Below are 13,096 nucleotides of genomic sequence, written 5' to 3' on the forward strand. Positions count from 1 at the left end.
AATTAACCTCTAGGAAAAACGGCCAATGGATGTGTGGTTATTAGCTGTACGAAAGCGCGAGTACCGGGCTTTATAGCATTTTCGTGGCTTACTCGTACTTTAAGCTCGTCGCCACAATCCAAGACAACCGCGTAAAGCCGACTTTCGCCTTCGTAGCGTACCCATTCAACCGTACAGTTAGTTTCACTAAGTGTAGCATCTAAGCTTAAATCGTCAGGGCGTACCAACAAGTCTACGTTGCCGCTTGCACCTTGAAGCGGTGTGCCTGGCACATTACCAATATCAGTAACCACTGTTTTGTCTGTATTTGCTGCGCTGCTATCGAACGTCGCACTTAAGAAGCTCGCCTCGCCCATAAAACGCGCCACAAAACGGCTGGCAGGAGAAGAGTAACAGGCTTCAGGTGTGTCTAATTGCTCAAGCACACCTTTATTAAGTATACCCACTCTATCGCCAACGCTTAGCGCCTCTTCTTGATCGTGCGTTACCCAAATAGCAGGTACACCTGCTTTTTTTAAGGCATCGCGAATTTCCCAGCGCAAGCTGTCTTTTAGCGCAGCATCAAGGTTTGAAAGGGGTTCGTCTAGCAATACAAAGGAAGGCTCGTGAGCTAGCGTTCTTGCTAGCGCAACGCGCTGCTTTTGACCGCCAGAAAGACGTGCAGGTTTTGCATCGCGGAAGTTATCTAGGCCTAATAATTGAAGCCAATGATCGGCCAGCTTAGTGTCTTTTAAACGAAAGCAAACGTTCTGCTGAACGGTAAGATGAGGAAACAACGCAAAGTCTTGAAACACCATACCCACGTTACGCTTTTCAGGCGGAACATGTTTGTTTGCTGTACTTTCCCATTCACCTAGGCTCATAGCACCTTCTGAAATAGGAATAAGCCCAGTCAACGCTTGCAAAATGGTGGTTTTACCGCAGCCGGTTGGCCCCACCAGCATCAGGATTTCGTCTTGTCCAAGCTCAAGATTTAACTTGTCGACAACGCGGGTAGACCCATAATTCACAGACAAATTATTTACACTAAGCATTACGAACGATCATCCTCGGTAACGGTAAACTGGGCTTTTCTTTCGCCCGACAGCATGAGAATTAACCCCACACCTGATAATAAAACAAGTAAAAGCCCTGGCACGGCTGCGCGGCCAAAGTAACCCGCTTCGTAAACTCGCCACATATAGGTAGCTAAGGTTTCAAATCCTGTAGGTCCTAACATAAGCGTTGCAGGTAGTTCGCGCATGGCTTCTAAGAACACAAGCGCTGCGCCCGCTATCATACCACGAAGGGTTAACGGCAGCGTAATTCGCATAAATGCCTCACGCGGGCTAGCGCCTAGCACACGAGCGGCTTTTACCAGACCTGAATCAATATTCTCAGCCGTACTTCTTACACTTCCCACAGCAAGTGGGATAAAGCGCAGTACATAAGCCATTACAAGCAGACTTAACGTTTGATAGAGCGCGGGCAACTGCAGGCCAACATAAACAAGGGCCGTCCCCATTACGATACCCGGAACCCCAAAGCCAAAATAAGTAATGCGCTCCATAAAGCGTCCAGCTTTTCCGGCAATAGCGGCATGAGCCACCGGAATGGCGAGTAATACAGCAACAATCGCTGCAATAAATGACGCATGAGCTGAGTTCCACGCATAGCTAAATTCAAAACCGCCGGCGCCTTCTCGCACTAACCACAGCGTAAAAATAGCAAGGGGAAGCACAATAGCCATAAATACCACCGGCATAGTAGCCAGCAACATTAGGTTTCGCTGCCAGCGAGCAGGAAACAACGATAAATGCTTACCTGGGCGCTCTTGAGCGCCACTAATACGACTTTCTATAAATAGAATAAGCCCAACAATAACCATAAGCTGAAGGCTCAGCATAGCGGCTTGACTAAGACCGAAGGCGTTATACTCAACAAAGATAACACGGGTAAAAGTGTCAAAACCCATTATTGCAGGCGTACCAAAATCGGATAACGCATAAAGTGCAGCAAGGAGTGCCCCTGCGGCAACGCTATTCACAACACGCGGTAAAACCACTCGCCATAAGCTTGCGCCTAAGGTTAACCCTAACGTACGCGCCGCGTTAACTAAGCTTGCATCTAAACTCAGTAAGCTTGAACGGGTTGTCATCATGACAAATGGATAAGTATAAAGGCTCATGACCAGCGCAGAGCCCCAAAGGCCGCTGATAGGTGGCGTGCTAATTCCCAGTACGTTTTCAATTTCGCCACCTGTGCCAAATGAAAAGTACATCGCAAATGCGCCAATGTAGCTTGGTAGTGCTAATGGCGCGGCAAGTAAAATGAGCCAAAACCGCTTAAATGGCATCTGCACATAAGCGGTTAAAAAGGCAAGCGGTACTCCGATAAGTACAGAGCCAATAATGGTAAGTACCACCAATGACACCGTGTTCGCTAGTACCCTTAGGTTATGGGTATCGAAAAGTTGCGCACTATCTTGAGCTAGAGAAAACAAAACGCCGACGGGCAATAAAGCCATCAGCGCGATAAGAAGTGCCAGTGGATACGACTTTGGCCAATTTGTCACAGTACGCCAACTTCCCTCATAAGATTAAGTGTAGGGCGTAAGTCAGCCAGTTTACGAAGGTCCATTTCAGGCGGTGACAGCGTGCTTAGGTCAGCTAAGCCTTGCGGCTGTTCAACCCCTTGAACCAGAGGTATTTCGTAGGCTTCGCGAGCAAGATAAGACTGAACTTCGTGCGAAAGCAGGTAACGAATAAAGTTAACCGGCAAGTCGCCGTCGCTCAATGTCACAATACCAGACGCATTTACTAGGCATCCTGCGTCGCTTTTACTGTACGCAAGCGCTACGTTTGCATTCGGCTTACCTGATTTAAGGCGAAGGGTGTAGTAGTGATTCGCAAAGCCAATATCGACTTCACCACGTTCAACGCCCATCACTACACCAAGTTCACCTGCGTACTTTTTCGAGTGCTTATTAATGCCTTTAAGCCATGTTTTAGTGGCTTTATCGCCCTCTAAAATGCGCATTGCAGTGACAAAAGACTGAAACGATGAGTAGGCTGGCGCCCAGCCAATTTTTAAATCGCTGTCGGCTAACGCCATAACGCTTTCAGGGATTTGCTCCGGTTTAACACGCTCAGTGTTATAAGGCAGTGTACGCACACGACCTGTTACCGGTGACCAGCTCGGGTACTGAAAATCTTCGCGCAGCTGCGCAGTAAGGTCGTCTGGCAACGGCTTGGCCGCACCAGCATCAGTAACCATGCCAATCGAGCCCGTGTCTACGGCCCAGAAAAGGTCGGCGCGTTTAACGCCTGCCTTAGTCTCAGCTACGATGGTGTTGGCTAATGCCGCAGAGCCGCCGCGTCTTATTTTAAGATTAAGCTTTGGGTTGCGCTTTTCGATGGCCTTAAGAACATTCTCGTACAAGCCACCTTCACCACGACCTAAGTAAAGTGTAAGATCACCTTCTAATTTAGGCAGTGACTCAACTGACACACTGCCTGTTTGTGTCATAGCGTGAGCAAAACTAAACGGCAAACCAGATAATGCACCGGCCGCTGCTAAGCCTTGTAAGAATGTTCTACGTTGCATACACCTTCCTTAAAATACGTCTTTACGACTTTGTTCTACTTCAACCAAAAGTGCGCGAGCGCGGTCAAGTTTGGCCTGCATAGACTCTACGACCTTACGAACTGAATCAACGCCAGTGTCTTTTGAGATAGCTTGTGGAAGCGTTACGTTAAAGTCTTTCTCCAAGTCTTCAACCAAAGCTGCGTTTTTCGCAATCAAGTCACCTTCCACACCTTCAAATCGTTGAAGGTAAGTATCGTGAACGAGTGTAGTTGCTACTTCGTGAAGCTGTTCCGCGTACTTAGCAACAACACGATCAAGACGTGTTTTAATATCGTCGATAACTTCAGGGCCTGTGGTAGGTTCTTTTTCGGTGGTTTGAACCTTGTTCACTAAGCCTTTCTTTTGATACTGGGACGCAAGTTTAACTGCGCCTAACGCCTGCCACAAGGCATGATTTAGCTTCTCTTGCTCTACGCGTACGTCTGCAACAGGCTTGCCTTCATCAATGGCGACTTTCACACCATAAATACCTTGCCAAATAGAGGCGTAAATAGGCACATACTGGGTTTCAATAGCAGAGTGAAAATCAACCTCTTCCCAATACTCAATCAGTGCATCGGTCTTAAGCGATTTATCTTTTGCTTCATACGCATCAACAACACTGCCAAACTTGCTTTCTAACCAATGTACCTCTTCCGTATATTCGCCGATGTGCGCGTGAAGATTGTTCACGTGATCGCCAATGGCACCGTTAGCAAGCGCCTGAGAAGATAGCATCGAGAAAGTGACCGCAGAAGCCAGTACCAAAGCACTCATTTTTTTCAGTGTTGTTGTCATAATTATTCCTAAAACGTTTGTCTTTTCACGCAAATGATACTTATTATCATTAATCAAGTAAAGGTAACTGAACGAGCCCACATGCTAAGTAACGTAGTGTGTTAGCCCTTATTTTTTCTGCACTTTCGACACAGAATACTGCATGTTAGTTCATTAACCTTCACTGAACGTACTGATATTCAACGCTATTTACAGAGCGCCAGATCATACATAGATTACATTTTAATGAAAATCCCGACCAGCATACACATAAGTAAAGAATACCAATTCGCATAGATAGTTGCCCACTCAGAAGGCGCTGGTAATTATCTATGCGGACTGGTATTAACGAATCTTTACAAACATCTGAACGAAAAAAGCCCGCAACCTTAGTTGCGGGCTCTTGATATTATTAACGCAGTAATTTCGGTGTTACAGGCTATCTAGCATGGTTTGCGCATCGCTAACGTCGAAACGACCTGGGTCTTCAACGTTTAGCTTTTTCACTTCGCCATCTTCCACAAGCATTGAATAACGTAACGAACGCAAGCCGCCGAAATTGCCCGTGTTCATGTCTAAGCCAATTTGCTTGGTAAAGAAACCATTGCCGTCTGCCAGCATTATGATCTCTTCAGCATTGCTTGCTTTGCCCCATGCATCCATAACAAATGCATCGTTCACGCTTAAGCAAATAATACTATCAATACCTTTGGCTTTAAGCTTATCAGCAAGCGCTACATAGCCTGGCAAGTGGGCTTGAGAACAGGTCGGCGTGAATGCACCGGGTACCGCAAACAATACGACGCGCTTATCTGAAAACAACTCGTTAGTTCCTGGGTTGGTTATCTCGCCATTTACTAAAAGGCTAAAATCTACTTCAGGCAAAGTGCCCCCAATTTGTATCATGCTACTCTCCTAGATTTTGTGACACAAATACACATCAAATCTGTGTTTTTTGCTTTCAATAGCCATTGATGCTTTTATTCCTGCCAGCACGTCTGCACTGTTTGGGCGTTTCACCACTACCCGATGCGTGGCTAGCTCTAGTGCTGGCGGTAACAGCGCATCTGCGTCTGGGTCATGACCAAGCAGTTGCTGAAACAGCCGCATTTCCTTTTTCACCAAGGCTGACTTCTTTTTGTGCGGGAACATGGGGTCTAAGTAAATAGCGTTCACATTCTCACCAGTGAAGTATTGCATTACCTCAGCACTATTTCCATGTTGAAGCGACATTTTAGCTGCAAGTTCCGGAAAACTAAGCGCTAATCTGCGAATACCATCTTCAAGCAAGGCGGCAACCACAGGCGATCGCTCTATCATTGTGACCTTACAGCCAACGCTTACCAAAACAAAGGCATCACGACCTAGCCCAGGCGTTGCATCCACTACGTGCCATGCTTCATTGCCTTTAAGACCAATGGCCTTAACAATGGGCTCTTTGCGCCCACCGCCGTACTGCTTGCGATACAAACTTGCCGGCGAAGCAAAATCAACCTCTACCGGATTCACTTTTTTCTCACCTGCGTCGGCAAGCCCTAGCACGCCGTTTTGTACCTGCAAATACAAGCCTTCGCTAGGCTTTTCACTGCTGCTAACAACAGGAAAACCCCACTTTTCGCTGATTGCACTAATTAATGCAGCGTCATCGCTATTGGTGTCATCACAAATAATTAAAGGCACATGATTAAGCATGACCGTACTGCTCCTTATGCCCTATCCATCTATTAATGATGGCTTGAGCGTGAGAGGGGTATTTGTCCCAAAGGGTATAGGCAATTTCCTGAACCTTAGGGATAAGAGCGGCGTCGCGTACTAGGTCTGCTATTTTAAGTTCGGCCATTCCCGTTTGCTTAGTACCCATAAATTCACCCGGGCCACGAATTTCCAAATCGCGCTGGGCAATATAAAACCCGTCGTTAGATTCGCGCAATACGCCAAGGCGCTGAGTAGCGGTTTTCGATAGTGGGCTCTGGTACATAAGTACACACTGACTTTCTACCGCACCACGCCCCACTCGGCCTCTAAGCTGGTGAAGCTGTGCTAAACCCAATCGTTCAGGGTTTTCAATGATCATGATGCTGGCATTAGGTACGTCTACGCCTACTTCAATAACGGTAGTCGCTACCAATAAATCCAGCTTTCCGTCTTTAAAGTCGGCCATAACCTGCGCTTTTTCAGCAGGCTTTAAACGCCCGTGTACCAAACCAACGTGTAGGTCTGGCAGCGCAGTACGAAGGGTAACCGCAGCGTCTTCTGCTGCCTGACACTCCAACACTTCCGACTCATCAATTAGCGTACACACCCAGTAGGCTTGGCGGCCGTTTTCTTTACAGGCCTGACGTACGCGCTCTATCACATCGGCGCGGCGTGTATCGGGTAATACCACGGTTTGCACCGGTGTTCTGCCCGGTGGCAACTCATCAATAACCGAGGTGTCTAAATCGGCATAGGCTGTCATGGCCAACGTTCTTGGAATAGGCGTCGCCGTCATAATTAGCTGATGAGGGTAGCGACCTTGCTGCTCGCCTTTATCTCGCAGGGCCAAACGTTGATGCACACCAAAGCGGTGTTGTTCATCTACAATAACTAGCGCTAGCTGCTGGTAATTTACGCTTTCCTGGAAGATGGCGTGAGTACCCACCAACATTTGAATATCGCCAGCTTCTAAGCGGGCTAATACTTCATTGCGGGCTTTGCCTTTCAGCTTTCCGGCAAGCCAACCTACTTCAATACCTAAAGGTTCTAGCCAGCCACGAAAGTTATTGGCATGCTGTTCAGCCAACAGCTCAGTAGGTGCCATTAACGCTACCTGATGCCCTGCACCAATGGCTGATAGCGCGGCCAGTGCCGCAACTAAGGTTTTGCCCGACCCTACATCGCCTTGTACAAGGCGCATCATAGGCCGCGCATGCTGCATATCTTTTTGAATATCTTCCACTACCCGAGCCTGCGCACCAGTTGGTGAGAATGGCAGTTGAGCGAGCATTTTATCGATAAGCGGCTGATTCACCTTAATAGGAATACCAGGCTGCGCGTCAGATAGCTTACGTACTTTCAACACACTTAGGTGGTGTGACAATAACTCTTCCAGAATTAACCGATACTGAGCAGGGTGCAGCCCCTCTTCCATTTCGTGTACGTCTACATCGGGTGGTGGGCGATGCACCAAATGAAGCGCCTCATTAAGGCTAATTTGGTCATCGTAAATGCCGTCGGGCAGTAGGTCGGCCAGCGCGCCTTTATCTAGTAGTTTTAAGGCCTGATCAGTTAAATTGCGAAGGGTTAACTGCTTAACACCGTCTGTGGTGGGGTAAACTGGCGTTAGTGATTCTTCTGATGGTGGCGCGTCTTCATCCACTAATTTAAATTCGGGGTGCATCATTTCAATGCCCCACTTGCCAGTACGCACTTCTCCAAAACAGCGCACCGTGTTTCCCGGCGTCATAATAGACCGCTGCACTGCACCAAAGTGGAAAAAGCGTAAGGTTATGGTACCCGTACCGTCGCTAAGCTTAACAACTAGCATGCGCTTCTTGCCGTACTGAATGTCGGCGCTCATTACCTCGCCCTGCACGCTTACATGGGTAAACGGGCGGCACTCTGCCACGCTATAAATACGGGTTCTGTCTTCGTAGCGGTGAGGAAGATGAAACAGAATATCTTGAAGGGTAAACAAACCTATTTTGTTAAGCTTTTCTGCCACCTTTGCGCCTACGCCTTTAAGCGCAGTAATGGGTGTAGTGGCCAGTGCTTGCATCAAGCGATATCCTTCTTTTGGAACATTAACTATTTAACCTTTGAATTGGCACAAGCTGGTGTTATTCAACATGTTATAGGAAAAGAAGTGTAAAGGATTGTTGAGGGGTTGGCGAGTACGCTTTAGGCCAGTTTTTTACGCTGGCCCCTATACAAGTAAGAGCAAAACTAAAAGTGCTACCAATAGGTTAGGCCCTAGTCGGCCTCTAGCGCGTTTGCTTCTGCTTTTGTGATCTGCATTTCTTTCCACCAGCTATCGTCGGCATCCACTTCACCAATGGCGTTAATAGCAGGCAAAGGCAAACCTTTGCGTTGGCAAAGTTTATACAAACGCGGGTAACCATTTTGAAAGGCCAATGCTTGGCACTCTTCTTCTGGTAACTGCTGGGTGTTATACATACCTGCAATAGTACGTTGGCGCTGGGCTTCGTAAAGTACTAGCGCTGCGGCTACCGATACGTTCAACGACTGCACCATGCCCATCATAGGAATAACAATGTCGTGATCGGCAACGGCTTTCGCCTCATCAGAGGCACCGTATTTCTCTTGACCAAACAAAATAGCCGTAGGCTTGGTGTAATCAATATCACGAAAATCGACAGCGGTATCAGATAAGTGGGTTACCAGCACCTGCATGCCTTGGCCTTTTAGTTCAGCCATCGCGTCGTTGATATTATCGTGATTGGTTTGACGCACCCATTGTTGGCTGCCCATAGCAGTGCCGCGACGAAACTGATATTTCTTTTCCCACACGGTGTGAACGCGATGAATACCCACTGCATCACAGGTTCTCACTACTGCAGATACGTTATGCGGCTTGTGTACATTTTCAAGGCAAACCGTAAGATCAGTTTGCCTTCTTTCCAGCACTTGTCTTATGCGCTGGTAACGCTCAGGTGACATGGCTTACTCCGGCAGTTCCATTACACCATCAATTTCAATTTGTGCACCTTTAGGCAATGCAGACACCTGAACGGCTGCGCGTGCTGGGTAAGGCTTGGTGAAGTAACGGCTCATGATTTCATTAACCGTTGCAAAGTGACCTAGGTCGATAAGGAAGATGTTCACCTTCACTAAGTCGTTTGTAGTGCCGCCCGCAGCGTCACACACCGCTTTAATGTTCTCAAAAACTTGTACAGCTTGCGCTTCAAAGTCGTCAGAAACCATTTCCATAGTTTCAGCAACAAGAGGAATTTGACCTGAAAGATAAACGGTAGTACCTGCTTTAACCGCTTGGCTGTAAGTACCAATAGCAGCAGGTGCCTTATCGGTCTGAATAATAGACTTAGACATAGTAGTTCCTAAATAGTGTAGTAATTAGTGTCGTGATTGACTATGACGAGACACTCTTTGAACTTCCGGCATGGTACGTATTTTCTTCATTACGCGAGCCAAGTGCACACGGTTGTGCGTGGTAAGTTCAAGGTCAATAAAGTAGATATTACTCTCTTTCTCTTCAGTTTGCAGACCAATGATATTGGAATCGCACCCTGAAATGGTGTTCGTTAAAGTTGCCAGTGTGCCCTGATGGTTAAACAACTCTATACGCAGTGACGCTTTAAATTCGCCTTGCGGGTTGTCGTCCCACTGCATGGGCAATACGCGTTGAGGTTCTTCGCGTGTTAGCTTGCGAATATTATTACACCCAATTTGGTGAATAGTCATGCCGCGACCTGGGCTTAAAACCGCAACAATTTCATCGTCTGGAATAGGATGGCAACAACGAGAATAGTGAACAAGCAGGCCTTCTGTGCCGCGAATAGCCACATTACCTTTCTTGTCTGATAAGTCAGTTGTGCTCTCACCCAATAAACGACGCGCTACAATTGCGCTTAGCTCGTTACCAAGGCCAATATCTACTAGCAAATCGTCAAAATTAGCATGCTTAGTTTCGGCCACCACACGTTCGATATCTTCGTTTGGAATATCGTCTAGTTTAACGCTGCCTAACGCATGACGAAGTAGACGGTTACCCATGTTCACCGCTTCTTGAGAATGCTGTTTACGCAGATACTGGCGAATACGGGTGCGAGCACGAGCGCTCACCACAAAGTTTAGCCAGTTCGCATTAGGCTTCGCTTTCGGCGAGGTAATAATTTCCACGGTTTGACCGTTTTCAAGCGGCTTACTTAAGCTAAAGTTTCTGCGCTCTACGCGCACACCTACGCAGGTATTACCTACATCAGAATGCACGGCATAAGCGAAGTCAACGGCGGTTGCGCCCATTGGCAACTCGATAATACGTCCGTCTGGTGTAAATACGTAAATTTCATCAGGGAACAGATCGGTTTTTACCGATTCGATGAATTCAAAGGATGAGCTGGCCGATTGCTGAAGCTCAAGCAGGCTTTGCATCCACTTGCGCGCTCGAAGCTGTGCAGTGGTGCCATTATCGCCAGGCTCTTTGTAAAGCCAGTGCGCCGCCACTCCTTTGTCTGCCATTTGGTTCATTTCCTGGGTTCGAATTTGAATTTCCACAGGAATGCCGTGCGGGCCAATTAATGACGTATGCAACGACTGATAGCCGTTGGTTCGAGGGATAGCGATATAATCTTTAAAACGGTTTTCAATAGGCTTGTACAGCCCATGCATAGCACCGAGGGCGCGATAACAGTTATCTACCGATTGAACAACGATGCGAAACGCATAAATATCCATTACCTCATTGAACATAAGTTCTTTGTTTTTCATTTTGCGGTAAATGGAATACAAATGTTTTTCGCGACCCAATACATTCGACTCAATTTGGTAGGCGTCTAAACGAGTGTTCAGCTCTTCGCGAATGTTTTCGATAATCTCTTTACGATTACCGCGGGCCTGGCGCACAGCAGACTTTAGTGCGCGATGGCGCATAGGATACATGGCCTGAAAACCTAAATCTTCAAGCTCATTTTTAATGTCGTGAATACCCAAGCGGTGGGCGATTGGCGCGTAGATTTCTAGCGTTTCTAGCGCAATGCGGCGGCGCTTGTCTGGTCGTAATGACCCGAGTGTGCGCATGTTGTGCGTGCGATCAGCAAGCTTGATAAGAATAACCCTGATGTCTTGCACCATGGCCATCATCATTTTACGGAAGTTCTCCGCCTGCGCTTCTTGTTTAGTGCTAAACGCGAGTTTATCTAGCTTACTTACCCCTTCTACCAGTTCAGCAACGGTATCGCCAAAAGCGTCGGCTAAGTCTTCTTTGCTGTAATGGGTATCTTCAATAACGTCGTGAAGGAGTGCTGCCATGATCGTTTCGTGATCAAGGTGCATGTCAGCCAAAATACCGGCGACGGCAACTGGGTGAGTAATGTACGGATCGCCGCTTGAACGCATTTGTCCGTCATGCGCTTCTTGCGCAAGCACAAAAGATTCTTGTACCAACTGAACGCGGTCGGCTGGTAAGTACTCTAAAACTTTCTGCTTTAAACCTTCAAACAAATACACGGTGAAGCGTGACCCTTATCTAACGTTACAACCCTAAGAATACGTTTAATTGTGCGAGAAGCCAATACGCCAAAAGCAAAGCGCCAGTGCTTTTTTCAAAGCACTGGCGCTAAAATACCGATAAAACCGTTAAAAAGAGGTTTTATTGATCAGATAGGATGTTTGCTACTGATGCAAATTCAGCATGTTCTTGCTGCTCTTGAGCTTGAAGTTCTGCTTGTTCAAGCGTAGCAGCCGTTACCAAACCTTCTTCAATTTCACGAAGTGCTGTAACAGTTGGCTTATCGTTTTGAACGTCAACCATAGGATCTTTGCCTTCAGTGGCAATTTGACGTGCACGGCGTGCAGCAACAAGCACTAGGTCAAAGCGGTTACCAATTTTATCTACGGCATCTTCTACAGTTACGCGAGCCATGTATTTCTCCGAAAATTAGGTTGAGCAAGTTATTCAAAAAACGGCCGCGTAGTATACACAGATACGTGGCGCGATCCTAGCGTTTTGTTTGAATTTGAAGCAGTCAGATCATGCAATTTATGCAGCGATCGTTCGATGCTAAAACAAAACACGTATTGTTAAGTTAAGCTTACGCGCTACCGAGCAGTTCGTCCAATAGCACTTGATGGCGCATTTGTTGTTTTCCCGTGCGAAGTCGCTGTGCTGTCACGATGGCTTCCAAATCGTTTAACGCAGTCGCAAAGTCGTCGTTGATAATTACGCTATCGAATTCATTGAAATGAGACATTTCAGCTACGGCTTGCGCCATACGCCCTGCAATGACTTCTTCACTGTCTTGACCGCGATTGTTTAAACGCTGCTCTAGCACGTCGAGTGAAGGCGGAAGAATGAAAATACCGCATGTGTCTGGCATAAGCTTTTTGACTTGGCGCGCGCCCTGCCAATCGATATCTAAAAATACGTCAATACCACGGTGCAAAGTTTGTTCAATTGTCACGCGGGATGTGCCGTAATAATTGCCAAATACTTCTGCGTATTCAAAAAACACACCCTGTTCAATCAGCGCTTCAAACTGCTCTCGGCTCACAAAATGGTAGTGCACGCCGTCGACTTCACCCGGACGAGGTTGACGTGTTGTATGAGATACAGACACCTGCATTGGCGTAGCTGTATTGCTTTCATACTTTTCCATTAGCGCCTTTATAAGGCTTGATTTTCCTGCTCCAGAAGGAGCTGCAAGAATGAATAAGTTGCCGAGTAGTGAAGCCATAGGGTATTAAAATTCTTTCAAAATGTGGTGATTTCAAGTGGCAATGATAGCATATTAAGCGGTTGTGCCGTACCTTTCATTGCATAGTGAAAACTTAGTTCACTCTATCAAGCTTATGCCGATGGGTTACCACAGCAAAAATTAATGGGGTCAGAGTACTTTTCTGGCCCTAAATGTACTCTGACCCTGAGGGATCCCCACGAATTTAATTCCATGTGCCTGCGGTCCAGGCCCCGTCGACTATGGAGCTGTACCATTTGAGTGCAGTTTTCCACTGTCGCATAGTGAATCTTATTCGGCAA

General features: G+C 47.0%; 12 protein-coding genes. All 12 read right to left on the minus strand.

Annotation, left to right across the window (positions count from 1 at the left end; translation table 11 throughout):
- Nucleotides 1-2: 2 nt before the first annotated feature.
- Complete coding sequence (locus MHM87_RS17960) at nt 3-1,034, minus strand: ABC transporter ATP-binding protein (protein ID WP_239260485.1); 1,032 nt, start codon at nt 1,032-1,034, stop codon at nt 3-5.
- Nucleotides 1,034-2,554, minus strand: a complete 1,521-nt coding sequence (locus MHM87_RS17965) for an iron ABC transporter permease (protein WP_014975321.1) — start codon at nt 2,552-2,554, stop codon at nt 1,034-1,036. Before MHM87_RS17965 ends, MHM87_RS17960 begins: the two co-directional genes overlap by 1 nt.
- Nucleotides 2,551-3,585, minus strand: a complete 1,035-nt coding sequence (locus MHM87_RS17970; RefSeq protein ID WP_168462691.1) for an extracellular solute-binding protein — start codon at nt 3,583-3,585, stop codon at nt 2,551-2,553. Before MHM87_RS17970 ends, MHM87_RS17965 begins: the two co-directional genes overlap by 4 nt.
- Nucleotides 3,586-3,594: 9 nt before the next feature.
- On the minus strand, nt 3,595-4,404 hold the full coding sequence (locus MHM87_RS17975; protein ID WP_014947811.1) for a hypothetical protein: 810 nt from the start codon (nt 4,402-4,404) through the stop codon (nt 3,595-3,597).
- 411 nt (nt 4,405-4,815) lie between these two features.
- On the minus strand, nt 4,816-5,289 hold the full coding sequence (locus MHM87_RS17980; RefSeq protein ID WP_061093922.1) for a peroxiredoxin: 474 nt from the start codon (nt 5,287-5,289) through the stop codon (nt 4,816-4,818).
- A gap of 9 nt (nt 5,290-5,298) precedes the next feature.
- A complete protein-coding gene (locus MHM87_RS17985; RefSeq protein ID WP_168462690.1) occupies nt 5,299-6,075 on the minus strand; it encodes a class I SAM-dependent methyltransferase in 777 nt (258 codons plus the stop codon).
- Nucleotides 6,068-8,140: an ATP-dependent DNA helicase RecG gene (recG, locus tag MHM87_RS17990; RefSeq protein WP_014975318.1), complete on the minus strand. Its 2,073-nt coding sequence runs from the start codon at nt 8,138-8,140 to the stop codon at nt 6,068-6,070. The genes MHM87_RS17985 and recG overlap by 8 nt, the downstream gene beginning before the upstream one ends.
- A 194-nt stretch (nt 8,141-8,334) precedes the next feature.
- A complete protein-coding gene (trmH, locus tag MHM87_RS17995) occupies nt 8,335-9,042 on the minus strand; it encodes a tRNA (guanosine(18)-2'-O)-methyltransferase TrmH (protein WP_014975317.1) in 708 nt (235 codons plus the stop codon).
- Nucleotides 9,043-9,045: 3 nt separating this feature from the next.
- Nucleotides 9,046-9,432 (minus strand): RidA family protein, encoded by a 387-nt coding sequence (locus MHM87_RS18000; protein WP_014975316.1) that lies wholly within the window; start codon nt 9,430-9,432, stop codon nt 9,046-9,048.
- Nucleotides 9,433-9,456: 24 nt separating this feature from the next.
- Nucleotides 9,457-11,568: a bifunctional GTP diphosphokinase/guanosine-3',5'-bis pyrophosphate 3'-pyrophosphohydrolase gene (gene spoT, locus MHM87_RS18005; protein ID WP_239260487.1), complete on the minus strand. Its 2,112-nt coding sequence runs from the start codon at nt 11,566-11,568 to the stop codon at nt 9,457-9,459.
- Between the two features lie 142 nt (nt 11,569-11,710).
- The gene (rpoZ, locus tag MHM87_RS18010) at nt 11,711-11,983 is read right to left on the minus strand and encodes a DNA-directed RNA polymerase subunit omega (RefSeq protein WP_014947805.1); all 273 of its coding nucleotides are present in this window, start codon (nt 11,981-11,983) and stop codon (nt 11,711-11,713) included.
- Nucleotides 11,984-12,152: 169 nt separating this feature from the next.
- Nucleotides 12,153-12,794 carry a guanylate kinase gene (gene gmk, locus MHM87_RS18015; RefSeq protein WP_014947804.1) on the minus strand — a complete coding sequence of 214 codons (642 nt, stop codon included), beginning with the start codon at nt 12,792-12,794 and terminating at the stop codon, nt 12,153-12,155.
- Nucleotides 12,795-13,096 lie beyond the last annotated feature (302 nt).

Source organism: Alteromonas sp. Cnat3-28 (assembly GCF_022348265.1).
Classification (GTDB): Bacteria; Pseudomonadota; Gammaproteobacteria; order Enterobacterales; family Alteromonadaceae; genus Alteromonas; species Alteromonas macleodii.

Bases quoted from the DNA above. Each gene is read 5' to 3' on its own strand.
- MHM87_RS17960 (WP_239260485.1), bottom strand. From the start codon at position 1,034: ATGCTTAGTGTAAATAATTTGTCTGTGAATTATGGGTCTACCCGCGTT.
- gmk (WP_014947804.1), bottom strand. From the start codon at position 12,794: ATGGCTTCACTACTCGGCAACTTATTCATTCTTGCAGCTCCTTCTGGA.
- MHM87_RS18000 (WP_014975316.1), bottom strand. From the start codon at position 9,432: ATGTCTAAGTCTATTATTCAGACCGATAAGGCACCTGCTGCTATTGGT.
- trmH (WP_014975317.1), bottom strand. From the start codon at position 9,042: ATGTCACCTGAGCGTTACCAGCGCATAAGACAAGTGCTGGAAAGAAGG.
- recG (WP_014975318.1), bottom strand. From the start codon at position 8,140: ATGCAAGCACTGGCCACTACACCCATTACTGCGCTTAAAGGCGTAGGC.
- rpoZ (WP_014947805.1), bottom strand. From the start codon at position 11,983: ATGGCTCGCGTAACTGTAGAAGATGCCGTAGATAAAATTGGTAACCGC.
- MHM87_RS17975 (WP_014947811.1), bottom strand. From the start codon at position 4,404: ATGACAACAACACTGAAAAAAATGAGTGCTTTGGTACTGGCTTCTGCG.
- MHM87_RS17980 (WP_061093922.1), bottom strand. From the start codon at position 5,289: ATGATACAAATTGGGGGCACTTTGCCTGAAGTAGATTTTAGCCTTTTA.
- MHM87_RS17985 (WP_168462690.1), bottom strand. From the start codon at position 6,075: ATGCTTAATCATGTGCCTTTAATTATTTGTGATGACACCAATAGCGAT.
- MHM87_RS17970 (WP_168462691.1), bottom strand. From the start codon at position 3,585: ATGCAACGTAGAACATTCTTACAAGGCTTAGCAGCGGCCGGTGCATTA.